At 75.1% G+C, this 24656-nt stretch carries 29 protein-coding genes; 18 read left to right on the top strand and 11 right to left on the bottom strand.

Annotated elements, in window-relative coordinates; translation table 11 throughout:
• Positions 1 to 22 precede the first annotated feature (22 nt).
• From AB6N24_RS11840 to AB6N24_RS11825, 4 genes are read left to right on the top strand one after another with little or no spacing between them, the layout of a single operon-like run.
• The gene (locus AB6N24_RS11840) at positions 23 to 847 is read left to right on the top strand and encodes an ABC transporter ATP-binding protein (protein WP_412869599.1); all 825 of its coding nucleotides are present in this window, start codon (positions 23 to 25) and stop codon (positions 845 to 847) included.
• On the top strand, positions 844 to 1653 hold the full coding sequence (locus AB6N24_RS11835) for an ABC transporter ATP-binding protein (protein WP_412869598.1): 810 nt from the start codon (positions 844 to 846) through the stop codon (positions 1651 to 1653). The genes AB6N24_RS11840 and AB6N24_RS11835 overlap by 4 nt, the downstream gene beginning before the upstream one ends.
• A complete protein-coding gene (locus AB6N24_RS11830; protein ID WP_412869597.1) occupies positions 1650 to 2723 on the top strand; it encodes an ABC transporter permease in 1074 nt (357 codons plus the stop codon). The genes AB6N24_RS11835 and AB6N24_RS11830 overlap by 4 nt, the downstream gene beginning before the upstream one ends.
• Before the next feature lie 3 nt (positions 2724 to 2726).
• The gene (locus AB6N24_RS11825; protein WP_412869596.1) at positions 2727 to 3743 is read left to right on the top strand and encodes an ABC transporter permease; all 1017 of its coding nucleotides are present in this window, start codon (positions 2727 to 2729) and stop codon (positions 3741 to 3743) included.
• 137 nt (positions 3744 to 3880) lie between these two features.
• Here AB6N24_RS11825 and AB6N24_RS11820 read toward each other — a convergent pair whose 3' ends face one another.
• Positions 3881 to 6517, bottom strand: coding sequence for a beta-glucosidase family protein (locus AB6N24_RS11820; protein ID WP_412869595.1), 2637 nt, complete (start codon positions 6515 to 6517; stop codon positions 3881 to 3883).
• Between the two features lie 101 nt (positions 6518 to 6618).
• On the opposite strand from AB6N24_RS11820, the gene AB6N24_RS11815 reads away from it, so the two are divergent.
• Positions 6619 to 7260, top strand: a complete 642-nt coding sequence (locus AB6N24_RS11815; protein ID WP_412869594.1) for a TetR/AcrR family transcriptional regulator — start codon at positions 6619 to 6621, stop codon at positions 7258 to 7260.
• A 96-nt stretch (positions 7261 to 7356) separates the two neighbouring features.
• On the opposite strand, the gene AB6N24_RS11810 is transcribed toward AB6N24_RS11815, so the two are convergent.
• Positions 7357 to 7857, bottom strand: coding sequence for a metallophosphoesterase family protein (locus AB6N24_RS11810; RefSeq protein ID WP_412869615.1), 501 nt, complete (start codon positions 7855 to 7857; stop codon positions 7357 to 7359).
• Between the two features lie 35 nt (positions 7858 to 7892).
• Positions 7893 to 9020 carry a YihY/virulence factor BrkB family protein gene (locus AB6N24_RS11805; protein ID WP_412869593.1) on the bottom strand — a complete coding sequence of 376 codons (1128 nt, stop codon included), beginning with the start codon at positions 9018 to 9020 and terminating at the stop codon, positions 7893 to 7895.
• A gap of 611 nt (positions 9021 to 9631) precedes the next feature.
• Between AB6N24_RS11805 and AB6N24_RS11800 the strand changes: the two genes are divergently transcribed.
• On the top strand, positions 9632 to 9850 hold the full coding sequence (locus AB6N24_RS11800; protein ID WP_489672056.1) for a hypothetical protein: 219 nt from the start codon (positions 9632 to 9634) through the stop codon (positions 9848 to 9850).
• A 111-nt stretch (positions 9851 to 9961) separates the two neighbouring features.
• Here the strand turns inward: AB6N24_RS11800 and nhaA are convergent, their stop codons facing one another.
• Positions 9962 to 11272 (bottom strand): Na+/H+ antiporter NhaA, encoded by a 1311-nt coding sequence (gene nhaA, locus AB6N24_RS11795; protein WP_412869591.1) that lies wholly within the window; start codon positions 11270 to 11272, stop codon positions 9962 to 9964.
• 325 nt (positions 11273 to 11597) lie between these two features.
• Between nhaA and AB6N24_RS11790 the strand changes: the two genes are divergently transcribed.
• The 8 genes from AB6N24_RS11790 (at position 11598) to AB6N24_RS11755 (ending at position 17050) form a co-directional block, all read left to right on the top strand.
• Positions 11598 to 12458, top strand: a complete 861-nt coding sequence (locus AB6N24_RS11790) for a hypothetical protein (protein WP_412869590.1) — start codon at positions 11598 to 11600, stop codon at positions 12456 to 12458.
• Positions 12455 to 12892, top strand: a complete 438-nt coding sequence (locus tag AB6N24_RS11785; protein WP_412869589.1) for a phage holin family protein — start codon at positions 12455 to 12457, stop codon at positions 12890 to 12892. The genes AB6N24_RS11790 and AB6N24_RS11785 overlap by 4 nt, the downstream gene beginning before the upstream one ends.
• Positions 12889 to 13542: a DUF3618 domain-containing protein gene (locus tag AB6N24_RS11780; RefSeq protein ID WP_412869588.1), complete on the top strand. Its 654-nt coding sequence runs from the start codon at positions 12889 to 12891 to the stop codon at positions 13540 to 13542. The genes AB6N24_RS11785 and AB6N24_RS11780 overlap by 4 nt, the downstream gene beginning before the upstream one ends.
• 176 nt (positions 13543 to 13718) lie before the next feature.
• Positions 13719 to 14147 carry a DUF4383 domain-containing protein gene (locus tag AB6N24_RS11775; protein WP_412869587.1) on the top strand — a complete coding sequence of 143 codons (429 nt, stop codon included), beginning with the start codon at positions 13719 to 13721 and terminating at the stop codon, positions 14145 to 14147.
• Between the two features lies 1 nt (position 14148).
• Complete coding sequence (locus tag AB6N24_RS11770; protein WP_412869586.1) at positions 14149 to 14748, top strand: DUF2231 domain-containing protein; 600 nt, start codon at positions 14149 to 14151, stop codon at positions 14746 to 14748.
• 231 nt (positions 14749 to 14979) lie between these two features.
• The gene (locus tag AB6N24_RS11765; protein ID WP_412869585.1) at positions 14980 to 15384 is read left to right on the top strand and encodes a nitroreductase/quinone reductase family protein; all 405 of its coding nucleotides are present in this window, start codon (positions 14980 to 14982) and stop codon (positions 15382 to 15384) included.
• A gap of 102 nt (positions 15385 to 15486) precedes the next feature.
• Positions 15487 to 15882, top strand: coding sequence for a VOC family protein (locus AB6N24_RS11760; RefSeq protein WP_412869614.1), 396 nt, complete (start codon positions 15487 to 15489; stop codon positions 15880 to 15882).
• Between the two features lie 139 nt (positions 15883 to 16021).
• Entirely contained in the window at positions 16022 to 17050 is a 1029-nt protein-coding gene (locus AB6N24_RS11755) for a sigma-70 family RNA polymerase sigma factor (protein ID WP_412869584.1), read from the top strand.
• 160 nt (positions 17051 to 17210) lie between these two features.
• Here AB6N24_RS11755 and AB6N24_RS11750 read toward each other — a convergent pair whose 3' ends face one another.
• From AB6N24_RS11750 to AB6N24_RS11740, 3 genes are all read right to left on the bottom strand, one after another.
• Complete coding sequence (locus AB6N24_RS11750; protein WP_412869583.1) at positions 17211 to 17453, bottom strand: hypothetical protein; 243 nt, start codon at positions 17451 to 17453, stop codon at positions 17211 to 17213.
• A 153-nt stretch (positions 17454 to 17606) separates the two neighbouring features.
• Complete coding sequence (locus AB6N24_RS11745; protein ID WP_412869582.1) at positions 17607 to 17891, bottom strand: hypothetical protein; 285 nt, start codon at positions 17889 to 17891, stop codon at positions 17607 to 17609.
• Positions 17892 to 17908: 17 nt separating this feature from the next.
• Positions 17909 to 18085 (bottom strand): hypothetical protein, encoded by a 177-nt coding sequence (locus tag AB6N24_RS11740; protein ID WP_412869581.1) that lies wholly within the window; start codon positions 18083 to 18085, stop codon positions 17909 to 17911.
• 132 nt (positions 18086 to 18217) lie between these two features.
• On the opposite strand from AB6N24_RS11740, the gene AB6N24_RS11735 reads away from it, so the two are divergent.
• The gene (locus tag AB6N24_RS11735; protein WP_412869580.1) at positions 18218 to 19189 is read left to right on the top strand and encodes a DNA-3-methyladenine glycosylase family protein; all 972 of its coding nucleotides are present in this window, start codon (positions 18218 to 18220) and stop codon (positions 19187 to 19189) included.
• 52 nt (positions 19190 to 19241) lie between these two features.
• Positions 19242 to 19439: a hypothetical protein gene (locus AB6N24_RS11730; protein WP_412869579.1), complete on the top strand. Its 198-nt coding sequence runs from the start codon at positions 19242 to 19244 to the stop codon at positions 19437 to 19439.
• Between the two features lie 242 nt (positions 19440 to 19681).
• Here AB6N24_RS11730 and AB6N24_RS11725 read toward each other — a convergent pair whose 3' ends face one another.
• On the bottom strand, positions 19682 to 20281 hold the full coding sequence (locus AB6N24_RS11725; RefSeq protein ID WP_412869578.1) for a M15 family metallopeptidase: 600 nt from the start codon (positions 20279 to 20281) through the stop codon (positions 19682 to 19684).
• 108 nt (positions 20282 to 20389) lie between these two features.
• Between AB6N24_RS11725 and AB6N24_RS11720 the strand changes: the two genes are divergently transcribed.
• On the top strand, positions 20390 to 21016 hold the full coding sequence (locus AB6N24_RS11720; RefSeq protein WP_412869577.1) for a nucleoside/nucleotide kinase family protein: 627 nt from the start codon (positions 20390 to 20392) through the stop codon (positions 21014 to 21016).
• A 118-nt stretch (positions 21017 to 21134) separates the two neighbouring features.
• Here the strand turns inward: AB6N24_RS11720 and AB6N24_RS11715 are convergent, their stop codons facing one another.
• Genes AB6N24_RS11715 through AB6N24_RS11705 form a run of 3 tightly spaced genes read right to left on the bottom strand, consistent with a single transcriptional unit; the run spans position 21135 to position 23868 of the window.
• Complete coding sequence (locus tag AB6N24_RS11715; protein WP_412869576.1) at positions 21135 to 22178, bottom strand: NAD(P)/FAD-dependent oxidoreductase; 1044 nt, start codon at positions 22176 to 22178, stop codon at positions 21135 to 21137.
• Complete coding sequence (locus AB6N24_RS11710; protein WP_412869575.1) at positions 22175 to 22768, bottom strand: isoprenylcysteine carboxyl methyltransferase family protein; 594 nt, start codon at positions 22766 to 22768, stop codon at positions 22175 to 22177. The genes AB6N24_RS11715 and AB6N24_RS11710 overlap by 4 nt, the downstream gene beginning before the upstream one ends.
• Positions 22762 to 23868: a type III polyketide synthase gene (locus AB6N24_RS11705; RefSeq protein WP_412869574.1), complete on the bottom strand. Its 1107-nt coding sequence runs from the start codon at positions 23866 to 23868 to the stop codon at positions 22762 to 22764. The genes AB6N24_RS11710 and AB6N24_RS11705 overlap by 7 nt, the downstream gene beginning before the upstream one ends.
• A gap of 76 nt (positions 23869 to 23944) precedes the next feature.
• Here AB6N24_RS11705 and AB6N24_RS11700 point away from each other — a divergent pair, with 76 nt between their 5' ends.
• Positions 23945 to 24640 (top strand): UbiA family prenyltransferase, encoded by a 696-nt coding sequence (locus AB6N24_RS11700; protein WP_412869573.1) that lies wholly within the window; start codon positions 23945 to 23947, stop codon positions 24638 to 24640.
• Positions 24641 to 24656: the final 16 nt, after the last annotated feature.

Here is a 24656-nt window from a genome sequence, read left to right as displayed (position 1 = left end):
CCACGAGAGCGAGCCCGCACTGATGCGCGATTCGTTGCTGAGCGTCCGCGACTTCTCGGTCGTGTACGACGTCGACCCGCCCGTCGAGGCGGTGAAGAACGTCACCCTCGAGCTCCGCCGCGGGGAGATCCTCGGGCTCGCCGGGGAGAGCGGCTGCGGCAAGACCACCCTCGCCTACGGCCTGCAGCGCCTGCTCAAGGCCCCTGCCGTCATCACGAGCGGCTCGGTCGTGTTCCACGACAGCTCGGGGGAGGACGTCGAGATCGGCCGCCTCGACGCCGAGCAGATGCGCCGGTTCCGCTGGGACAAGGTCTCCATGGTCTTCCAGGGCGCGATGAACGCGCTCAACCCCGTGGCCACGATCGGGTCGCAGCTCGAGGACGTCTTCACGGTGCACCGCCCCTCGATGTCCCGGGCGCAGCGACGCGAGGCCGTCGACGAGGTGCTCGAGATCGTCAAGGTCGGCCGGCAGCGCCGGCGCTCGTTCCCGCACGAGCTGTCGGGGGGCATGCGCCAGCGCGTCATGATCGCCATGGCGCTCGCCCTGCGCCCGCAGCTCATGGTGATGGACGAGCCCACGACCGCGCTCGACGTCCTGGTGCAGCGCGAGATCCTCAAGCAGATCTCCCAGCTGCGCCACGAGTTCGGCTTCACCGTCGTCTTCATCACGCACGACCTGCCGCTGCTGCTGGAGATCAGCGACCGCATCGCGATCATGCGCGCGGGGGAGATCGTCGAGCTCGACACGGCGGAGAACATCTGGACGAACCCGCGGGACGCGTACACGAGGACGCTGCTGTCGTCCTTCCCCCGCCTGACCGGAGAAAGAGGAGTGGTCGCGCGATGACCGTCCTGGAGTTCGACCGCGTCACGAAGACCTACGCGGTCCGCGGCGCAGGCCAGATCAAGGCGCTCGACGACGTGAGCTTCACCCTGACGTCCGGTCGGACGATCGGGCTCGTCGGCCAGTCCGGCAGCGGCAAGTCGACGATCGCGAAGATCCTCACGCAGCTCGAGACGCCGACGAGCGGGCAGGTCCGCCTCGACGGGGAGCCGATCCCGCGCCGCGGGGCCGGGCTGCGCACGTACCGCCAGAAGCTGCGCATGGTGTTCCAGGACCCGTTCGCGTCGCTCAACCCGTACCACTCCGTCCGCTACCACCTCGAGCGACCGCTGCGCCTCGACGGCGTGGTGCCCAGGGCCGGGCTCGAGGACGAGGTGCGGCGGCTGCTGGAGCGGGTGCGTCTCGAGCCCGACGTGGTGATCGACCGTCGCCCGCACGAGCTGTCGGGCGGTCAGCGGCAACGCGTCGCGATCGCCCGGGCGCTGGCCTCCCGGCCCCGGCTCCTCGTGGCCGACGAGCCGGTCTCCATGCTCGACGTCTCCATCCGCCTGGGCGTGCTCAACCTGCTCGCCGACCTGCGGCGCGAGGAGGGTCTCGGCGTGCTCTACATCACCCACGACCTGGCGACCGCGCGGCACTTCAGCGACGAGATCATGGTGCTCAACCAGGGCCGGGTCGTCGAGAGCGGGCCGGCCGACGACGTCATCCTCCGCCCGCAGGACCCCTACACCCGCGAGCTGCGCGCGGCGTCCCCGGACCCCGAGCGGCACTTCGCCTCGCAGTCCGGCCTGTCCGGAGGTGCGCTGTGACCGCCGTCCAGCCCCCGCTGCCGACCCAGGACGCCCTCGAGGTCGGCACGACGGCGACGACCGCCGTCCGCGGCCGCTCCCGCATCCCGTGGCGCTTCCTCGGCGGGCGCGCCGCGTTCTACCTCGTCACGCTCTGGGCCGCGGTCACCATCAACTTCTTCCTGCCGCGCATGATGAAGGGCGACGCGGTCGACCAGTACCTGTCCCGCAACCGCAACGTCAGCCCCGAGGCGGCCGACGCGCTGCGGTCGCTGCTCGGGCTCGACACCGACAAGTCGCTGCTGCAGCAGTACGCCGACTACTGGGCTCTGCTGCTCCAGGGTGACCTGGGCGTCTCGCTGCTGCACGGCCTGCGCCCGGTCACCGAGGTGATCAGCCAGGCGCTGCCGTGGACCGTCGGGCTCGTGGGCTTCGCGACCGTCGTCTCGTTCGCGATCGGGACGATCGGCGGCGCGATCGTCGGCTGGCGCCGAGGCAGCCGGCTCGACGGGCTCATCCCCGTCACCACCTTCCTCGCCACGATCCCCTACTTCTGGCTGGGGCTCCTCGGGATCGCGCTGTTCTCGGTGAACCTCGGCTGGTTCCCCATCGGCAAGGCGTACGGCGTCGGGATGCGGCCGGAGTGGTCGGCGGAGTTCGTCGGCCAGGTGATCCACCACGGCACGCTGCCCGCCGTGACCATCGTCATCGCGTCGCTCGGCGGCTGGATGCTGGGCATGCGCAACATGATGCTCACGGTGCTCGACGAGGACTACGTCACCGTCGCGCAGGCCAAGGGCATGCCGAACAGCCGCGTGCTCTGGCGCTACGCCGCGCGTAACGCGGTGCTCCCGCAGATCCAGAGCTTCGCGCTCTCGATCGGGTTCATCGTCGGCGGCACCATCGTCATGGAGATGGTCTTCAGCTACCCCGGGGTCGGGAAGCTGCTCCTGGACGCCACCAACGCGAAGGACTACGCCCTGATGCAGGGCGTGTTCCTCGTGATCACGCTGTCCGTGCTCGTCGCCAACATCCTGGCCGACGTCGCCTACGCGTTCCTCGACCCGCGCACCCGCCAGACGGAGGCCTGAACCATGACCACCGACCTCCGCACCGAGCGGGCCCCTGACGTCCCCGCGGAGCGCGCACCGCGCCCGAGGGCGACGGCCGGCGCTCGGCTGGGCTCCGCGTTCGCGATGTTCCGCAACCGCAAGTCGATCACCGGCCTGGCGATCCTCGGGTTCTTCGTGCTCGTCGCGCTGCTCGCCGACGTGCTCGCGCCGTACTCGCCCACCAAGGTCGACAACACGGCGCGCTTCCAGCCGCCGTCGGCGGAGCACTGGCTCGGCACCACGCACCTCGGCGAGGACGTGCTCAGCCAGGTCGTCCACGGCACCCGCGGCGTGATCGTCGTCGGCTTCCTCGCCGCGATCATGGCGACGATCATCGCGGTCGTCGTCGGGGTCGTCGCCGGCTACCTGCGCGGCTGGCGCAGCGAGAGCCTGTCCGCGCTGACGAACGTCTTCCTCGTCATCCCCGGGCTGCCGCTGATCATCATCGTGGCCTCGATGTTCGACGACCCCCCGCTCGTGGTCATCGCCGCCGTGCTCGGCCTCACCGGCTGGGCGTGGGGGGCCCGGGTGCTGCGCGCGCAGACGATGTCGCTGCGCAACCGTGACTTCGTCCAGGCCGCCCGCGCGAACGGCGAGCCGCTGCGCCGCATCATCGGCCACGAGATGCTGCCCAACCTCATGGCGCTCATCGCGGCGAGCTTCGTCGGCACGGTGACCGCCGCGATCCTCGGCCTGACGACGCTCTCCTACATCGGGGTCATCCCGGTGAACACGTACAACTGGGGGACGATCCTGAACTGGGCCAGCGCCCAGGGGGCGTTCCGGCAGAACCAGTGGTGGTGGTTCATGCCGCCGGGGCTGTGCATCGCCGCCATCGGCGTGGCGCTCTCGCTCATCAACTTCGGCATCGACGAGTACGTCAACCCGCGCCTGCGGTCCGCCGGGGAGCGCGCCCGCGCGATGAAGAAGCGGGGCCTCGACGTCAACGACGCCGTGACCGCCGTGCGGACGACGCCGGCCACCCGGGACGACGCCTGACCGCCGGCGACCGGGGTCTCACCCGCTGACCCGGCGCTGCCGGTCGGCGAGCACGTCCCCCAGCCCGACCTCCTGCACGGGCGTGGCGCAGGAGGTCGGGCGGAGCCCGACGCGCGAGGACACGGGACGGCCGGCGCTCAGCGTCGAGCGCGCCCCGCGGCTGCGCCGCCGGCGCGAGCGGGGGAGCCGCCGGTGCGCGCGGGGTCGGCGCCGAGGGGGACGACCTCGACGGTCAGGGGCAGGTCGCGCACCGAGCGCCCGACACGGGCGCGGTAGCGCGTGGGCGGTGTCGTCCAGCGCGCGCGCCGCACGTCCCAGACCTCGAACGTGCGGCGGGGGAGCCGGACGCTCACGGCGACGCGCTCGCCCGGGCCGGCGGTCACGGTCGTGAACCCGGCGAGCCAGCGCACCGGGCGGTCGAGCCCGTCGACCGGGTCGGCCTCGAGGTACACCTGCACCGTCTCGGTCCCGCGACGCGGTCCGGTGTTGGTCACGTCGATCTCGAGCCGCACCGCGTCGGCGTCGGCCGCGAGCACCTGGTGCCCGTCGTCGTACCGCCACGTCGTCCAGCCCAGCCCGAAGCCGAACGGCGCCGCAGGCGTCGCCCCCGAGCGCTCCCACGCCCGGTACCCGACGTGCAGGCCCTCGGTGTAGGCGACGACGCCGGCCGCGTCCGGGACGGCGTCCGGGACCGGGACGTCGTCGGCGCTCGCGGGCAGGGTCCAGGGCAGGCGCCCGGCGGGCTCGGTGCGCCCGAGCAGCACGTCCGCGAGCGCGTCCCCGCACTCCTGCCCGGGGAACCAGGTCCAGAGCACCGTCCGGGCGCGGGTGAGCCAGGGGAGCAGCACCGGGGCGCCCGCGTTCACCACGACGACCGCGTCCGGCGCGACGTCGAGCACGCGCTCGACGAGCTCGTCCTGCCGTCCGGGCAGCGCGAGGGACGTCCGGTCCCAGCCCTCGGACTCGACCTCGTCGTTGGTGCCGACGACGACCACGACGAGGTCGGCGGCGCGGGCGGCCTCGACCGCCTCGGCGATCTCCTCGTCGATCCCGGGGCCGGGTGCCCGGTGGCGCAGCGCGCCGCGCACGAACGTGCCGTACCCCTCGCCGTGCACGACGCGGAGCTCCGCGCTGAGCACGACGTCGCGCGGCTCGGCGACCTGGACCGGCACGCCGTGCGCGTCGGGGCTGTTGACGCTCGAGTCGAGCACGACCTCGGGGCCGGCGGGCCGGTCCCCGCCGCGGAGCCGTTCGCCGTCGACCTCGAACGACCAAATCCCGACGGTGCCGAGCCCGAGCCAGTGCTCGCCGGCGGCCTCGAGGCGGACGAGGCCGTCGAGGTGCACCTCGTGGGCCTCCTCGGGCAGGTCCCGCAGCCAGCCGTCCCAGGTGGGCTCGACGTGCTCGGACAGCACACGGCCGCCGGCGTCCAGGACGCGCACGCGCAGCCCGGGCTCACCCGTGCGCGGCTCCCGGACGGCGCCGAGCACGTCGAGGTCGGGAGCGCGCCGGCGCGCGTCCCCGCCGCGCAGCACGACGACGTCCGCGGCGGGCAGCGCGCTGCGCAGGCCCTCCTCGGGCGAGACGACCGCGTCGGGGTGCACGTGCGCGCTGCCGCTGCCCTGCACGAACGCCGCGTGGGCGTTCGGGCCGAGCAGCGCGACGCGGCGCACGCGGTTCGGGTCCAGGGGCAGCACGCGGTCCTCGTCGCGGAGCACGACCGTCGCGCGGGCGGCGAGCTCGCGCAGCAGGCCCTCCTCGGCGGGCGGGGCGGTCGGCTCGGGAGCCAGCGCACGGACCGCGCCGACGCGCACGGCGAGGCGCAGGATGCGCCGGACCTTGTCGTCGAGCTCGCTCTCGTCGACCTCACCGGCACGGACCGCGGCGACCAGGTGCTCCTCCCACGGGCCGCCGGGTCCGGGCATCACGAGGTCGAGCCCGCCGGCCGCGGCCTCGGTGGTCCGGCGCGCGGCGAGCCAGTCGCTGACCACGACGCCGTCGAAGCCCCACTCGTCCTTGAGCACGTCCCGCAGGAGGTGGCCGTGCTCGGTCGCAGGGGCGCTCTGCGTGCCGTCGTCGACGCCGTTGTACGCCGCCATGACGTTCCAGACCCCGGCGACGCGCACCGCGTGCTCGAACGGCGCGAGGTAGACCTCCCGCAGCGTGCGCTCGTCGACGCGCGCGACGAGCTCGGTGCGCGCGGTCTCGGAGTCGTTCGCGACGAAGTGCTTGACGCACGCGCCGACGCCGCCGTCCTGCATCGCCGCGACGACCTCCGAGCCGATGAGCGACGTCAGCAGCGGGTCCTCGGAGTAGCACTCGAAGTGCCGTCCGGCGACAGGCGTGCGCTGGAGGTTGAGCTGCGGCGCGAGGACGACGTCGACGCCGTGCCGGCGCGCCTCGGCGGCGAGCAGCGAGCCGACCCGGCGTGCGACGCCCGTGTCCCACGTGGCGGCGAGCGCGCTCGGGGACGGCAGCAGCCGCGAGGTCTCGCCGGGCTTCTCGCCCGTGCCGCGGACGCCGACCGGACCGTCCGAGACGACGACCGAGCGCAGGCCGAGCGCCTCGTCGGGGTGCAGGCGCCAGGCCGTCATCCCGGTGAGCAGGCGCACCTTGGCCTCGAGGTCGCAGCGGGCGACGAGGAGGTCGATCGCCGCCTCGGTCGCGGCGCCGTCCGCGTGGGGGAGCGGGGCGCGTGCAGGCCCGCCGGCGCGGGACGCGTCTCCCGCGGCGCCCGCGAGGACGTCGCCCGGGGCGGGGGAGTACGTGGTCATCAGCAGGTCTCCGATGCGGGCGTCGTTGCCGGACAGAGGCCATCGAAGCACGTTGTTACTTACACGTCAGTAACGGCGGCGGTCACAGTATGGTGACGGTCATGTCGACACGTGCGCCCCGACGCGCCCAGCGGCCCCGCGAGGAGACCGCCCGACGGCGCGAGGACATCCTGCGCGCCGCGATCACGACGTTCGGCAACCGGGGGTACAAGAACGGCTCGCTCGCCGAGATCGCCGACCAGGTCGGCATGACGCACGCGGGCGTGCTGCACCACTTCGGCTCCAAGGACCTGCTGCTCCTCGAGATGCTCGACTTCCGCGACAAGACGGACGTCGAGCACCTCGAGGGGCAGCACATCCCGGGCGGCCTCGAGCTCTTCCGGCACCTCGTGACGACCGCGCGGCTCAACGCCGAGCGCGCCGGCATCGTGCAGACCTACGCGGTCCTGTCCGCCGAGTCCGTGACCGAGGGGCACCCCGCCAAGGACTGGTTCCGGCACCGGTACACGCAGCTGCGCGCCGACGTCGGGGCCGCGCTGCGCGAGGTCTGCGCACCCGACGACCCGCCGGTCGACCGCGACCTCGACGCCGCGGCGGCCGCGATCCTCGCGGTCATGGACGGGCTGCAGGTGCAGTGGCTGCTCGACCCCGAGGCCGTCGACCTCGCGCACGCGTCGGCGTTCGCGATCGACGCGATCCTCTCCGCGGCCGTGGCGGGGCGGAGCCGGCGCTCGCTGCTCTGACGCGGGGCGGCTCCGGGCTCCAGCCTCGCGTGCCCGGCCCGACCCGCGCGAGCGGTCTCGCGGCGGACGAGGCGGCGCGGGCGCCGGCCCTGTCGGTCAGCGCGCGGCGCGCACCGGCAGCGCGTGGAGCTCGACGTCGTGCAGCCGCCCGTCCTCAGCGCGCGCGGTCAGGTACGTGCACGCGGGCTGGCGGCGGCGGTCCGTGGGCGAGCCGGGGTTGAGCAGCCGGAGCCCGCGCGGGGTCGTGGTGTCCCACGGGATGTGGCTGTGCCCGAAGACGAGGACGTCGAGGTCGGGGTGGGCCGCGTCGGCGCGCGCCTCGCGACCCGTCGACGCGCCCGTCTCGTGCACGACCCCGACCCGCACGCCGGCGAGCTCGGCGCGGGCCACCTCCGGGAGGCGGGCCCGGAGCTCCGGCCCGTCGTTGTTGCCCCAGCAGGCGACGAGCCGCCGGGCCCGCTGCTCGAGCGCGTCGAGCAGCGCGACGTCGACCCAGTCGCCGGCGTGCAGCACGACGTCCGCCGCGTCGACCGCGTCCCAGACCGCCCCCGGGAGGTCGCGCGCCCGGGTGGGCAGGTGGGTGTCGGCGAGCAGCAGGAGCCGGAGGCCGGTGCCTGCTCCCCGGTCCCGCGTCAGCGGCGTTCCCGGCGGGTGTCGCCCCCGGTCCCCTTGCCGGAGCCCGCGTCCGGACCCTTGCCCTGCTCCTCCAGCTCGGCGGCCCGGCGGCGGCGCAGCGACCGGCCGCGGTCGACGTCCTCCTCGGCCTTCTTCGCCTTCTTGTCGCTCGCCCGCGTGTCGCGCGGCGGCAGCTGGATCGACTCCTCGGCGGCGATCCCGGCCTCGAGCTCACGACCACGCTCGACCTCCGCGTCGAACTCGGCGCCGAACAGCAGCGCGAGGTTCGTGATCCAGAGCCAGAGCAGGAAGATGATGACGGTCGCGAGCGAGCCGTACGTCTTGTTGTAGCTGCCGAAGTTCGCGACGTAGAACCCGAACGCGGCCGACGCGAGCGCCCACACGACGATCGCGATGAGCGCGCCGGTGCTCATCCAGCGGAACTTGGGCTGACGGACGTTCGGGGTCGCGTAGTACAGGATCGCGATGACGACGACGACGATGCCGAGCAGCACCGGCCACTTCGCGATGTTCCAGATCATCACGGCCTGGTCCCCGAGCCCGATCGCGTCGCCGATCGCCTGGGCCACCGGCCCGCTGACCGCGAGGATGAGCGCGGCGATCGCGGTGAGGACGACGCTGACGAGCGTGACCAGCAGCACCACCGGGCGCAGCTTCCAGATCGGGCGTCCCTCGTCGATCTCGTACATCCGGTTCATGGCGCGGCTGAACGCCCCGACGTAGCCCGACGCGGACCACAGCGCGCCCGCGAGACCGAGGACGAGCCCGAGGCCGGCGCCCTGGTTCGTCTGCAGCCCGTCGATGACGCCCTTGATCGTGTCGGTCGTCTCCTCGGGGCCGAGCCCGCCGGCGAGCTCGACGAGCGCGTCGGTGGTGCTCTTGCCCTGGCCGAACACGCCGAGCACGGAGATGAGCGCGATGAGGGCGGGGAAGATCGCGAGCACCGCGTAGTAGGTGAGCGCGGCGGCGAGGTCGGTGCACTGGTCGTGGCTGAACTCCCGCACGGTGCGCCGCAGGGAGTACTTCCACCCCGGCTTGCTCATGTCCGTCGGGTCGTCCGGCTTGCGCGGGTCCTCGGGGTCGGGGGCGGTGTGTGCCTTCGTGGTGCTGCGGCGCTCGCTCATCGTGCGTCCCCTCGCTCCGGTGCGACTCGTCCCTCGTGCTGCGTGGTCATCGGAGCTCTCCTCTCGCGCCCGTGGGCGGAGCACGGCGCGCGGCCGCGGTCCCGGGCCTGCGGTGTCGTACGACCGATCCTGCGGGGCCCGCCCGGGGTCGGCAACCGCGGAGCTCGTCGCGCAGGGGCCCGGTCGAGGAGCCCGACGACCCGCCGCGCCGGCAGCGGGCGCTGCGGTGCGGCCGCACGTCGCCGGACGTCATGGCAGGTTCCTCTGAGCACGCTGACGGGTTCTTGGCCAGGGAGCTGAACGACCATCGAGGGTGCTGAACATGCGCTCAGCGCGCGCGGGGTCCGCGAGCCCGGGGAGCTCCGGGAGCACCGGTCGACGGCCGTCCGCCGGGGCGGACCTCGCGGCGCCGGCGCGCATCCGGGACGCCGCCGGGCTGGTCGTCTCCGGCCTGGCGCTCGGGGTCGGCGCCGCCGGTGCGGTCAGCGACGCCGGCCTCGTCGGCGAGCTCCCGCTCGGGAGCCTCGGCCACCTGCCGCTCGTCGCCTGCTTCGCAGGGCTGGTGACCGTGGCGTACGCGGTCGGGGCGCCCACGTGGGGGGCTCTGGCTCGTGCTCGTGGGCGCGATCGTCGTCGGGCTCTACGGCCCGCTGCTCGACCTGCCGGCCGCAGCGCTCGACCTCGCCCCCTTCGGGCTGGTGCCGGCCGTGCCGAGCGAGCATCTGGAGGCGGGGCCGCTCGCCGCCATGGGCGCCGTGGCGGTGCTGCTCGCGGGCGCGGGCGCGGGCGCGGGCGCGGTCGCGTTCCGGCGGCGTGACCTCGTGGCCTAGCGCGCGCGGCGCACCGGTGGGCTCGTGGCCGGCGCGCGCGGCGCACCGGTGGGGAGGTGACCGCCGCACCGGTGAGCCACCGCGCGCCTCTGCGCTGCGCGTGCGCCGCCGTCAGCCCGCCGGGCGCTGGTAGACGTCGGGGATCCCGTCGGCGTCGACGTCGGCGGTCTCGATCTCGTGGATCCGACGGTAGGCGCGGTTGCGAGCGCGCAGCAGGACGGACGCGAGCAGCGCCGCGAGCACCGAGCCGGCGAGCACGCCGACCTTGACGTGCTCGTCGCGCACGCTGCCCGCACCGAACGCCAGGTCACCGACCAGCAGCGACACCGTGAACCCGATGCCGCCGAGGACCGCGACGCCGAGCACGTCGAGCCAGCTCAGCCCCTCGTCGAGCCGCGCGTGCGTGAACCGCGCGACGAGCCAGGTGGTGCCGAGGATACCCACGGTCTTGCCCACGACGAGCCCGGCGACGATCCCGAGCGCGACGCGGTCCTGGAGCGAGTCCGCGAGCCCGCTGAGCCCGCCGACGCCCACGCCGGCTGCGAAGAACGCGAAGACGGGGACGGCGAACCCTGCCGAGACCGGCCGGAAGCGGTGCTCGAAGTGCTCCGCGAGGCCCGGACCGGCGTCGGGGCCGCCGGCCGCGCGGCTGCGGACCACCGGGACGGCGAACCCGAGCAGCACCCCGGCGACGGTCGCGTGCACCCCTGACGCGTGCACGAGAGTCCACGTCGCGAAGGCGAGCGGCAGCAGGAGCCACCACGAGCGGATGCGGCGCTGCACGGCCACCGTGAACAGCGCGAGCGGCACGAGCGCGGCGAGCAGCATGACGACGTCGAGCTCGCTCGTGTAGAAGACCGCGATGACCGTCACGGCGAGCAGGTCGTCGACGACCGCGAGGGTCAGGAGGAACGTGCGCAGCGCCGTGGGCAGGTGGGTGCTGACGACCGCGAGGACCGCGAGGGCGAAGGCGATGTCCGTCGCGGTCGGGATCGCCCAGCCGCGCAGGGCACCGTCGCCCGTGCCGGCGTTGAGCGCGACGTACACGAGCGCCGGCACGACCATCCCGCCGACGGCCGCGAGGATCGGCAGCGCCGCGCGCCGCGGGTCGCGCAGGTCGCCCGCCACGAACTCGCGCTTGAGCTCGAGGCCGACGACGAAGAAGAAGATCGCGAGCAGGCCGTCCGCGGCCCACGTCCCGAGCGAGAGGTGCAGGTGCAGCGCCTCCGGGCCGACCTCGAGGTCGCGCAGCGCGGTGTACGAGCCGGCCGCCGGCGAGTTCGCCCAGACGAGTGCCGCGACGGTCGCGACCAGGAGGAGCGCACCCCCGACGGTCTCCTTGCGCAGGACCTCGGCGATACGGGACGCCTCGGCCCACGAACCACGGGTGAGCAGCGGCGAACCAGGGGAGTGCGGTGTCATGGAGGACCTCTCGGCAGGGTCGGCAAGGACGTTGCCGACCAGACTTCCCGGCGCACCTGAGGCCCCATCGTACGGGGCCGGGGGCACCCCGTCCGGGTGACGGGCCGAGGTCGCCGGGCGGCTCTCCGGTGGCGGACGCCTGCCGGTGTGCATAGCGTCGTCAACGTCCCCGGACGGCGTCCCACGGCGCTCGACCGGGCGGCACGAAGCACCGACGCAGGCAAGTCGTCGGCGCCACCCAGGGAGGGTCCGGGTGGGTGTCCCGCATGCCGCGGCGACGTCCTCCGACCCCCCAGCACACGACGGATCCCGTCGACTCGGAGGGATGACGATGACGAACGACCACGGAACTGCTCAGCCGGCGGACGGCTCGCAGGGATCGACGGCACAGGCCGTCCGCGAGGAGGCGTCGGGCGTCGCCCACAGCGCCGCGGAGAGCACGCAGCACCTCGCGCAGGAGGCGAAGAGTCAGGCCCGCGAGGTCGCCCACGAGGCGAAGAGCCAGGTCAAGGACGTCTTCGGCCAGACGCGGGCGGGGCTCGCCGACCAGGCGAGCACGCAGCAGAGCCGCGTGGCGAGCGGCATCCGCACCTTCGGGACCGATCTCGGCTCGATGGCCGACAGCTCGCAGGGCGGGCTCGCCGCCGACATCGCCCGGCAGGTCGCCGGCCGGACCGACTCCGTCGCGTCGTGGCTCGAGGCGCGTGAGCCGGCCGACCTCCTGGAGGAGGTCAAGACGTACGCCCGCCGCAACCCCGGCACGTTCCTCGCGATCGCGGCTGCGGCCGGTGTCCTCGCCGGGCGCCTGACGCGCGGTGCGAAGGACGCGGCGAAGGACACCACGACCGGCACCGCCTCGTACGCGGACACCACGACCTCCTACCCGGCGACCACCGAGTACGCCACGACCGGCACGGGCTACGGCCTGACCGACACCGCGGCCACGACGACGGGCTACGAGACGACCGGCGCCACGACGACCGGCGCCACGACGACCGGCTACGAGACGACCGGTGGCACCTACGGGACGACCGGCTCGACGTACGGCACCGGTCCGGTCTACGGGACCGAGGAGGTCGACGAGAGCACGGGTGCCCACCGCGCCCCCGGCGCACCCTCGACGGGGCTCGGCGGGACGGCCGCGGGTGACCCGCTCGGCGGGGTCACGGTGGAGGACGGACGATGAGCGTGGACCCCAGGACCGGGATCGACCCCCGGGCCGCCGAGGGCCCGACCAGCGGTCCGTCGCTGGGCGAGATGCTCGGTGAGATCACGAAGGACCTCTCGACGCTCATGCGCCAGGAGGTCGCGCTCGCCAAGGCGGAGCTGACCCAGGAGGGCAAGAAGGCCGGCAAGGGCGCCGGGATGGGCGGGGGAGCGGCCGTCGCCGGCCACATGGCTCTCGTCTTCCTGTCCGTCGCCCTGTGGTGGGCCCTCGGCGACCAGATCGGCCACGGCATCTCCGCCGTGATCGTCGCCGTCCTCTGGGGCGTCGTCGCGGCCGTGCTCGCCGCGCGCGCCAAGAAGGAGTTCCAGAGGATCCAGGGCGCCCCCCAGACCGCCGACACCGTCAAGAAGATCCCCAACGCGCTTCAGGGACACGAGGAGAGGAACGCATGAGCAACGACCCGGACCAGATCCGTGCGGACATCGAGCGCACGCGTGCCGAGCTGAGCCAGGACGTCGACGCGTTCGGCGAGCAGGTGCGTCCCAGCGCGGTCGCCAGCCGCCAGGTCGAGAAGGTCAAGGGCTCGGCCCTCGGCCTGAAGGACCGCATCATGGGCTCGGCCTCCGACGCCAAGGACAAGGTCGCCGGCAGCGCGCACGACGCGAAGGACCGCGTCAGCGGCTCGGCGCACGGCGCCACGTCGTCGGTCTCGTCGACCGCGTCGAGCGCTGCGCACGCCGTGGGGGAGACCCCGCAGCTCGTCCGTCGCCAGACCGAGGGCAACCCGCTCGCGGCCGGCCTGATCGCCTTCGGCATCGGCTGGCTCGCGTCGTCGCTCCTGCCGTCCACCCGCGTGGAGCAGGACGCGGCGCGCCGCGTGCAGGACTCGACCTCGGGCCTCGTCGACGAGGTCAAGACGGCGGCGCAGGACGTCGCGCAGAACCTGCGCGAGCCGGCTCAGGAGGCGGTGCAGGCCGTCAAGGACCGCGCCACCGAGGCCGCCTCGTCGCTCAAGGACGAGGGCACCACGCAGGCCCAGGGCCTCGCGGAGGACGCCAAGGGCGCCAAGGACTCCGTGCAGGAGTCCCGCCAGCAGTACTGACCGACCCGCACGACCGGTCGACCGGCGCACCGCCGGCTGACCAGGACGCACACCCCGTCGGCCCCCTGCCCCAGCGGCACGGGGCCGACGGGGACGTGCCACCGGGCCACGAGCCCGGTACCCCGCGTCGAGACCCGTGCGCGACACCTAGGCACAGCTCTGGACGGAGAACCACCATGACGTCTCCCGCGACAGCCCGCCGGACCCGCACCGTCAGCCAGACCCTCGCGCTCCTCGTCGGAGCGGTCTACCTGCTCGTCGGGATCCTCGGCTTCTTCGTGACCGGCTTCGACGGCTTCACGGAGCACGACCACAGCCAGACACTCCTCGGCTTCGCGGTGAACCCGCTGCACAACATCGTGCACCTGCTGATCGGCGGCCTCGGCCTCGCGCTCTGGCGCACCGACTCGGGCGCCCGCACCTACGGCTGGATCCTCGCGATCGGCTACGGCGCGACGAGCATCTACGGGCTGGTGGTCGCGAACAACCCGGACGCCAACCTCCTCAACATCAACGGTGCCGACAACGGCCTGCACATCGCGAGCACGCTCGCGGGCCTCGCAGTCGCGCTCTGGCCGCGTCGCGACGCCACGGGTCGGCGCTGACGTGCCGCACGGGACCAGCAGCGCGCTCCAGGGCCGGCCGGCGCTCGTCCGGGCGACGGCCGCCCTGGAGCGGCTCACCGCGCTCGACGGCGCCGTCGACGCCGCGCGGCCGCTCGCCTCGCGGCTCGTCGGCGGCCCGGCCCGCCGGTGGGTCCTGCACGGCCGCGGTCTCGGCCACGCCGTGCACCCGTTCCTCACGGACGTCCCGCTCGGTGCGTGGATGTCCGCGTCGATCCTCGACCTGACCCCGGGGGTGCGGGGCGGGCGTGCGGCGCAGACGCTCGTCGGCGCGGGGCTGCTCGCGGCGGTGCCGACGGTGCTCACCGGGTGGGCCGAGTGGGCGGCCGCCGACCGCACCACGCAGCGCGTCGGGGTCGTGCACGCCGGGGCCAACACCGTCTCGGTCGTGCTCTACGGCGCGTCGTGGCTCGCGCGGCGCCGCGGCAGCCACGCGACGGGCTCGCTGCTCGCGCTCGCCGGCGGCGCCGTGAGCGGGGTCGGCGGCTACCTCGGCGGTCACATGGCGATCGCGCGCAACGCCGGCACGCGTGACCGGGCGTTCGTCCCCCCGGGGCACGGCGCGGCGCACCACGAGGCCTGACGCGTCCGGCGCGCGCGGCGCTGGGCCGGCGCCGTCCCGCGAGGGCCGGCTCCCTGCGGCGGTGCCGTCCCACTGACGCTCGGGTGGTGGCCGGGTGCCGGGTCGACCCGCAGGGGCCCGGTGCCGGGACGACCTGTGGCGGCCGGCTGCCGGGTGGCCCGGTGGCGGCGGGAGTAGCGTGCCGAGCCTGGGGTGCCACCGCGGGCGTCCCGCGACCAGGAGGGCGGGCCGATGGACCTCTCCGAGACGAACAGGCGCGTCGTCGAGCAGTTCCGTGCCGGCGGCCCCGTCGAGGGGATGCACCGTGAACGCCTCCTGCTGCTCACGACGACCGGCGCGCGCTCGGGCCGGGCGCACACGACGCCGATGATGTTCCACCGCGAGGACGACCGGCTCCTCGTGGTCGCGTCCGCGATGGGCGCGCCCACCCACCCCGACTGGTACACGAACCTCGTCGCCGAGCCGCGGGTGCACGTCGAGGTCGGGGACGAGGAGTACGACGCGGTCGCCACGCCGCTGGCCGGCACCGACCGCGAGGAGGTCTGGTCGCGCCTCGTCGCGCTCTACCCCTTCTTCGGGGAGCACGCCGCTGCGACGACGCGCACGATCCCGGTCGTCGAGCTCACGCGCACCTGACCACGGAGACGCCCCGCGGGCGTCCGGCGATGAGTTCCGGTCGCCGGGCCGGTCTGCCCTGCACCAGCAGCTGACAGGTCCCGGAGGTCCCGCGTGCGCTCGATGGTGTTCGTCAACCTGCCCGTCCGCGACCTCGCCAGGTCGACGGCGTTCTTCACGGCGCTCGGGCTCGACTTCGACCCGCAGTACACCGAGGAGAGGGCGGCCTGCCTCGTCCTCGGGGCGGAGAGCTTCGTGATGCTGCTCGTCGACCCCTTCTTCGCGACGTTCACGACGAAGCCCGTGGCCGACGCGACGCGGGCCACCGAGGTCATCGTCGCGTTCGCGGTCGCGTCCCGGGCGCGCGTCGACGAGGTGGTCGAGGCGGCGCTCGCCGCGGGCGGCAGCGTGTCGACCCCGGCGATCGAGGAGGGCGGGATGTACTCGCGCTCCTTCCAGGACCCGGACGGCCACGTCTGGGAGGCGATGTTCATGGAGCCCGCCGGTGCTGCGCGCTGACGCGGGGGACGTCGACCTGATCGGGCGTCCGGGAGGGTTGTCGGGGGACGCGGCGCACTGTCAGGATCGAGAGGTCGTGGGCGCCCGCCGCCCCGACGGCGGGCACCGAGCCCACCCCGGACGTCGAGAGGTCCCCGTCGTGACCGGTCTGGTCCCCGCAGACGCCCCCGCCGCCGCGCGCACCCCCGCGGCCACACCCGACCAGCTCGAGCCGTACCGCCGTGAGCTCACCGGCTTCTGCTACCGGATGCTCGGGTCGATCTACGACGCCGAGGATGCCGTCCAGGAGGTCATGATCCGGGCCTGGCGCGCGCTCGACCGCTTCGACGGCCGGTCGAGCCTGCGCTCGTGGCTCTACCGCATCGCGACCAACGTGTGCTTCGACTCGCTCGACGGCACCCGCCGCCGCGCGCTGCCGATGGACCTCTCGCCTGCCGCCTCGCCGCCCGTCGAGGCCTCCCTGGGCGAGAAGCTGGGCGACCCGACGTGGCTCGGGCCGGCGCCCGACGAGCGGGTGCTGCCCGACTCGGGCGACCCCGCGGACGTCGCCGTGGCCCGCGAGTCGGTGCGGCTGGCGTTCGTCGCGGCGCTGCAGGAGCTGCCACCGCGCCAGCGCGCCGTGCTCATCCTGCGCGAGGTGCTGCGCTGGCGTGCCGAGGAGGTCGCGACGCTCCTCGGCTCGACGGTCGCGTCGGTCAACAGCGCGCTCCAGCGCGCACGGGCGACGCTCGCCAACGGTGCGACGGAGCGCGGGGCGAGCGCACCCGACCCGCTCGACCCGGAGCACGCCGCGCTGCTCGACCAGTACGTCAAGGCCTTCGAGGCCTACGACATCGAGGCGCTCGTGCGGCTGCTGCACGCCGACGCGACCCAGTCCATGCCGCCGTGGGCGCTGTGGCTGAGCGGCCCCGTCGACATCGGGCTGTGGCACCTCGGCCCGGGCGGTGCGTGCCGCGGTTCCCGGCTGCTGCACGTCGACGCGAACGGCTCCCCGGCGTTCGCGCAGTACAAGCCGAGCGCGGTCGCCGGGCGGCTCGAACCGTGGGCGATCCACGTCCTGGAGATCCGGGACGGCTCGATCTCGAGCATCACGAACTTCGTCGACACCCGGCTGTTCGCGGCGTTCGGCCTGCCCGACCACCTCGACGTGGCGGGCGTCCCCGCCTGAGCCGTCCCCCGCGGACGGGCGTCGGTCCCACGCGGACGGGCGTCCCGCCGGAGCGGTCCCGCACGGAGCGGTCCCGCACGGAGGCGCGTCCCGCCTGAGCGGTCCGGCTCAGGCGGGCGCCCTCGCCCGTGCGGTCCCGCCGTCGGCCTCGCCGGACGGCCTAGAGGGTCCCCTCGCCGGCGGGGCGACGTATCGGTGACACGACCGTCTCGACGCGCAGCACGTCCACCAGGCCCGCGAAGCGCAGCAGCTCGACCAGGTCGTCGCTCGCACCGCGCAGCACCTCGCACCGCCCCGAGCGGAGCGCGTCGAGGTGCGCACGCGCGAGCGCGTCGACGCTCGCGAGGTCCGGCGGGAGCCCGCTGGCGTCGCGCACGACGGTGCGCGCGGCGACAGCCAGCATCAGCCGGACACGCGAGCACGCTGCAGGAACGTGTCGCGTCGGTTCGGTCTCGTCGGGCATGCGCGCCTCCAGCTCGGTCTGGAGGGAAGACCGACGGTGCGCGGCGGACTCATCGGTCCGCGCACCGTGCGGCGCAGGGGGTCGCGCGGTCGGTCAGAGACGCTCGAGCTTGGAGCTCGCGAGGGAGACGCGCCGGCGGTCGCCGCCGCCGAAGTCGACGATCACGTCGCTCTCGCCTGAGAGCGCAACCACACGGCCGAGACCGTGGCGCTCGTGCGAGACGCGCTCGCCGACGGGGATGCGCTCGAAGACGGCTGCCGCTGCCGCGCGTTCGCGTGCGGCGTTGAAGGGACTGTTGGGGAGGTGCCGGCGGGGACCGGTCTGCTGGGGGGCCACCCCTTGATCATCCTCCAGTTCCGCCCTGAGCGGAACCACCACCCCCCGACTGCCCCACCTCAGTCGGTCGGCTCGACCGGCTCGGGGTCGCGGACGAGCTCGTCGGGCGGGGTGTAGCCGGCTTCGACGCCGTCACCGTCCGAGCCGGGAGACGTCTCGTCCGCGGACGAGCCGCCGGTGTCGTCGGCGCCGCTGCCCGTGCCGCCCGCAGCCCGGTCGGTGTCCTGGTCGCTCATGTGCTCGTCCTCCCGTCGGGGCCGCGGCGGGTCCGGGTGGGTCGGCCGCCCACGGCGTGCGGCCACCGCTCCATCGTGGGCGCGCGGGCCCCGGGCTGCATCCCGGGCCGACGCGGATGGCACGATGGGTCGATGAGCGCGTCCGCGGTGCCCGTGCCGGCCGGTGCCGACACCGGTGACGCCGACCGCGACCGCGGCAGCACCGCGAGCTACCGGCCCGCGACCCCCGTGGACCTCGGCCTCACGCTCCAGCGGCTCGCGCACGGGCGGTTCGACCCCACGCAGCAGCGCACGCCCGACGGTGCGCTCTGGCGCACGACGCGCCCGCCGTCCGGCCCGGCGACGCTGCGCCTCGTCCAGCGCGGGACGCACCGGGTCGACGCGTCCGCCTGGGGTCCGGGCGCCGCCGAGGCGCTCGCGTCGGTGCCCGAGCTGCTCGGTGACCGCGACGACCCCGCGTCGTTCAGCCCGCTGCGCGCCGACCTGCACGACGCCCACCGCCGGCACCCGGGGCTGCGGGTGCCCCGCACCGGGCGTGTGCTCGAGGCGCTCGTCCCGGCGGTGCTCGAGCAGCGCGTCATCGCGAGCACCGCGTTCAGCGCGTGGCGCTGGCTGCTCGACCGGCACGGTGAGCCGGCCCCGGGCCCCGCCCCGGCGGGCATGCGCGTCGTGCCCGACGCGCACGGCTGGCTCGGCGTGCCCGAGTGGGACTTCCACCGCGCCGGGGTCGACCCCCGACGCGCCCGGACCGTCCTCGCCTGCGCCCGGGTCGCCGGGCGCCTCGAGGAAGCCGTGGCGATGACGCCGGAGGACGCGACGCGCCGGCTGCAGGCCGTCCCGGGGGTGGGCGTGTGGACAGCCGCCGAGGTGGCGCAGCGCGCGCTCGGCGACGCCGACGCGGTGTCGGTCGGCGACTACCACCTGGCCAAGGGTGTCGGCTGGGCGCTCGTGGGCCGCCGGGTCGACGACGCGACGATGCTCGAGCTGCTCGCCCCGTGGCGCCCGCACCGGTACCGCGTGATCCGGCTCCTGGAGCTGACCGGCCGGGCGTTCGCCCCCCGTCGCGGCCCTCGGCTCACCGTGCAGGACCACCGTCGCGGCTGACGTCCCGCCGCATCGGATGCGGGTCGACCGTGCCGGTGGCAGCGTGAGGCACATGAGCGAGAACACCGAGAGCACCCAGGACCAGACGCCCGTGAACGAGTCCGAGAAGCCGTACGACCCGGACACCGACACGGACACCGACCCGGACAACCTCAACCCGCGCGACACCACGTCGGACGCCGGCGGGCAGTACGCGGACCCCGACGCGGACCCGGGCAACCTCAACCCCCGCGACCCCGGCACGGTCTGACGGACGCGGGGCACACGCGCGGGACCCGGCAGGACGCCCTCGTCGGGTCCCCTCGTCGGGCCGCTCCCGCTCGGCGTGAGCCCGGCCGCTCCCGCTCGGCGTGAGCCGGGCCGCGAGCCACCGCGGGCGTGCTCGGACCGGAGCGCGCGAGACGCCGGAGACGGCGTCCGGCGCGCGTCCGAGGCCGCGGACGGGCATCGGGGTACGTGCCGGAGGGCGGTGGCCGTTCGCCGGTGGGCCCGTCAGCCCCGGTAGACCCAGTGCCAGGGCTCGCGCGGGGTGTCCTCGACGAAGCCGAAGCGGCCGCCGTTGGCGCGCATCCACGCCTGAGCCGTCGCGTCGAGCTTGAGGTCGACGGCGAGGCCCCAGCCGTGCGGGCTCGTGCCCGGCTTCGCCGCGAGGCCGCCCTGCGAGTACAGGCCCTTGCGCTCGGCGACGTCCACCTGCGCGTCGTACGAGCGGTAGGAGTCGGTGATGCCGATCGTGACGCCGTCGCGCGCGGCCGCCGCGAGGACGTCCTCGAGCGCGCCGGCGGCGGGTGCCCAGAGCTTGTGGCCCGTGGAGCCCACGGGCTCGAGCGCGTCCCCGGGGATACGGCCGTTCCCGTACGCGGCGAGGTCCGCGGGGACGCCGTCGACGAAGACCGCGGCGGGCTTGGCGGCCGCCGGAGCCGACGCGGGTGCGGGTGCCGGGGAGCTCTGCGCGACGGCCTGCTCGAGCACCGCACCGAACGCCGCTCCCGACGCGGACGCCGCAGCGGGCCGGGGCGCGGGCGGGGCGAGCGTCGCTACGGTCGCCTGGATCGCCGCCATGCGCTGCGTGATCGCGGTGATGCCGTCCATGGGTCTCCTCGTGCCGGCGTGGTCGGGGACCCGATCGGCGGGACCGTCCGTCATCTGAGGGGTCGGAGGCGCCCGGCGACGGCGTCCCGTCCGGGGCAGACTGGCCCGGTGCGCGTCGAGCCGGTCACTCCTGACGCGCTCGTGGACCACGTCGTCGGCGTGCTCGTGCGGCGCGAGCGCGGCACCCACGTGCGGGTCCTCGTGGACGGTCCGCCGCCGGCCGGCCCGGAGGTGCTCGCGGACGCCCTCGTCGAGCCGCTGCGTGCGGCGGGCAGGCCCGTCGTGCGGGTGCGGGCGCGCGACTTCCTGCGGGCCGCGTCCGTCCGGCTCGAGCACGGGCGCGAGGACGAGCTCGCGCTGTACGACGACTGGGTGGACCTCGGTGCGCTCGACCGCGAGGTCCTGCGTCCGCTCGGCCCGCAGGGCTCGGGGGAGTACCTGCCGAGCCTGCGGGACCCGGTGCGCGACCGGTCGACCCGTGCCCGGCGCCTGCGTGCCGACCCGGGGACGGTGCTCGTGCTCGACGGCGCGCTGCTCGCGGGGCGCGGCCTCGACGTGGACGTCACGGTGCACCTGGCGCTGCGTGCCGCGACGCTCGAGCGCCGCACCCCCACGGAGGAGCGGTGGACGTTGCCCGCGTACGCCCGGCACGTCCGGGAGTGCGACCCGGAGCGCACGGCGGACGTCGTCGTGCGCGTCGACGACCCACGGCACCCGGCGCTCGTGCACCGCTGACGCGGGCATGCCGTGCCAAGGCGCGCCGGCCCGCGGGGCACGGCGCAGACGGGCGCGACGCGGGCGAGGCGGCGCGGGTGGTGCGCGACGCGGGCGGGCAGCGCCTGCGTCGGCGTGCTCAGCGCGCGAGCGCCTCGACGATGGTTCCGTAGAGCCGCGGCGAGCTGCGGGCGACGGGGACGATCGCGCCCCGCGCCGGGGACGTCGCCCACGCCACGAGACCCGTCGTCAGGACGCGGTAGCCACGCGTCGCCTGTGCCCAGGACCGCTCGTACGCCGCCGGGTCGTCGAGGTGGCGGACCGCGGCGGCCGCCTGCGCGAGGCCGACGCGCAGCCCCTCGCCGGTGAGTGCGTCGACGTACCCGGACGCGTCGCCCACGAGCCGGACGGGGCCGCTCGTGCGCCGCAGCGTGCGCTGGCGCAGCGGGCCCGCCCCGCGCACCGGACCCGCGGGCTCCGCTCCGTCGAGCCGTGCGACGAGCTCGGGGAACGCCGCGAGAGCGCTCGCGAAGTCGACGCCCGCCGGGCCCAGCAGCGCCACGCCGACGAGGTCGTCGCCCACGGGCGTCACGTACGCCTCGACGGCCCGGCCCCAGTGCACCTCGACGAGGTCGGTCCAGGCCGCGACGTGGAAGTGCCGGCGCAGCCCGAAGCGGCGGACCGGGGCCCGTGCGCCCGACCGGCGTGGTGCGACCTCGAGGCCGGTGAGCCGCCGCACGGTCGAGTGCAGGCCGTCGCACGCGAGCAGCCGTCGCGCGCGCACCCCGGCGACCTCGACGCCGTCCGGCGTCTGCTCGACGTGGTCCACGCGCGCGGTGACCCGTCGTGCGCCGAGCTCGTCGGCCCGCTCGCGCAGCGCGTCGTGCAGGGACGTGCGACGCACCCCGCGGCCCGGGGTGCCGCGGAAGCGGTGGTCCGCGTGGTGGGCGCCGCGCCGGTAGCTGATGCCCGCGAGCACGTGCCCGGGCGGGTCGACGCCGAGCCGGCCGAGCGCGGCGAGCGCCCCCGGCATGAGGCCCTCGCCGCACGCCTTGTCGACCGAGCCGGTGCGGGGCTCGACGACCACGACGTCGAGGCCGGCGAGCCGCGACTCGATCGCGCACGCGAGCCCGACCGGCCCGCCCCCGACGACCACGACGTCGGTGTCGAGGAGGGTGCTCACGCGCGGTCGGCCCGGCGCACCACCGGGTCGGCGTCGTCGCGCCCGCCCGTCGCGGCCGGTCCGTCCGCAGGGGTCGCGTCGAGCAGGCTGAGGGCGCGCTCCTCGGTCGGGATGCGGAAGCGGAGCAGCAGCACGGCGTTGAGCACGGTGAAGACGAGCGCGGTGACCCACGCGGTGTGCACGAGCGGGAGCGCGATGCCCTCGACGACGACGGCGACGTAGTTGGGGTGCCGCAGCCAGCGGTACGGGCCGCCCGTCACGAGGGGCAGCCCCGGGACGACGATGACGCGCGTGTTCCACCGCGGGCCGAGCGTCGCGATGCACCACCAGCGCAGCGCCTGGCTCGCGAGCGTGAGCACGAGTGCGGTCCACCCCAGGACGGGCAGGAACGGCCGGTCCGCGACGATCACCTCGACCGCGCACGCGACGAGCAGCCCGGCGTGCAGCGCGACCATCGGCGGGAAGTGGCCGCGCCCGTACTCGGTGCCCCCGCGAGCGAAGGACCAGCGCGCGTTGCGGGTCGAGACGACGAGCTCGGCCAGGCGCTCGAGGGCCGTGGCGCCCAGCAGGACGAGGTAGGGGGTCAGCATGAGGGGTTCTCCGTCCCCGCGCCGCGGAGCAGGACGAGCTCGGCGCTCACCCCGGGTCCGAACGCGAACAGCACAGCGGGCTCGCCGGGGCTCGGGGCGCCGTCGGCGAGGGTGTCGGCGAGCACGTGCAGCACCGACGCGGACGAGAGGTTGCCGACGCGCGCGAGCGAGGACCAGCTGCGGTCGAGCGCGCCGTCCGGGAGCCCGAGCGCGCGCTGGGCCGCCTCGAGGATGCGCGGGCCGCCGGCGTGCCCGACCCACGACGCGACGTCGGCGGGCGCGAGGCCGTGGGCGCCCAGGAGCGTGGCGACGTCGCCCGCGAGGTGCTGCTCGACGACGTCCGCGAGTCCGGCGCCGAGGACGATGCGGAACCCGGAGCCCCCGATGTCCCACCCGAGCGTCGCGGCGCTGCCCGGGTACACCGCGCTGCGGCTGCCGACCACGTCGACCCCGGCGGGCACGCCGCCCGCGGACGCGTCGACCGCCCGGGCCCGCTCCTCGCCGACCATGACGACCGCGGCGGCGCCGTCGCCGAACAGCCCGCTCGACACGAGGTTGGCCGTCGAGTCGTCCCCGTGCTGGATCGTCAGCGAGCACAGCTCGACCGAGAGCAGCACCGCCACGTCGTGCGGGTGGCCGAGGAGGTAGTCGTGCACCCGGGCGAGCCCCGCAGCCCCCGCGACGCACCCGAGCCCGAACGACGGCAGGCGCTTGACGTCCCGGCGCAGACCCACCCGCTCGACGAGCAGCGAGTCGATCGAGGGTGCCGAGACGCCGGTCACCGAGGTGAAGAGCACGAAGTCGACGTCGGACGGCTCGAGCCCGGCGGCGTCGAGCGCGGTCCGCAGGGCCCGCTCGGCCAGCTCGGCGCCGATGCTGATGAACAGGTCGTTGCCCTGGTCGAACGACGTCAGCGCCGCGTACTTCTCGAGCGGCAGCGCGAAGTGGCGGGTGCGCACCCCGGAGGCGCCGTGGAACCGGTCCAGGAGCGCGCGCCGGGCCGGGCTCGGGGCCAGCAGCGGCCCGATCTCCGCGGTGATCTCGGCTTGCGCGTACACGTGGTCCGGCACCACGGGTGCCACTGCGACAAGTCGGGACATTGCGGCATCGTTGCACGTGGCAGGCGGATCGGCGCGTCCGGTTGCTAGCCTCGGCCGCCGGGCGGAGGGAGCGGGCGTGCAGCGAGCGGGACGGGTCGTGCGTGGGCTCGCGCTCGCGTGCCACCCCGGGCCTGCGGCCGTCGTGACCGTGCTCGCCGCCTCGCTCGCCGTGGGCCTCGGCTCGGACGTCCGCACGACCGTGCTGGTCACCGCCGCCGTGCTCGCCGGGCAGCTCTCGGTCGGCTGGTCGAACGACTGGATCGACGCCGGGCGGGACCTCGCGGTCGCGCGGCCGGACAAGCCCGTGGTCGCCGGGCTCCTCGACGCCGCCGTGCTGCGCCGGTGGGCGCTCGGCGCGCTCGTGGTGTGCGTCCCGCTGTCGTTCGCGACCGGGCTCGTGCCCGGCGCGGTGCACGTCGTGGCGGTCGCGAGCGCCTGGTCGTACAACGCGTGGCTCAAGCGCACGGCCTGGTCGTGGGCGCCCTACGCGCTCTCGTTCGGGCTGCTGCTCGTGTTCGTGGCGCTCGCGGAGCCGAGGCGGGGCGTGCCGACGGGGTGGGGCGTGCTCGCGGCGTCCCTGCTGGGAGTGGGGGCGCACGTCGCGAACGTGCTGCCGGACCTCGAGGACGACGCGGCGACCGGGGTCCAGGGCCTGCCGCACCGGCTGGGACGGGCCCGCGCCACGGCGGTGGCGCTCGGCGCGCTGCTGGCGGCGGTCGCGGTCGTGGTGCTGGCACCGCCCGGCGGACCGGGTCGCACACTGGGGGCATGACCCACCCGCACGCACG

This window comes from Cellulomonas jepli (assembly GCF_047229345.1).
Taxonomy (GTDB): domain Bacteria; phylum Actinomycetota; class Actinomycetes; order Actinomycetales; family Cellulomonadaceae; genus Cellulomonas_A.
Note: the sequence above shows the minus strand (reverse complement) of the source record. Positions and strands in the feature narration are given on the sequence as shown.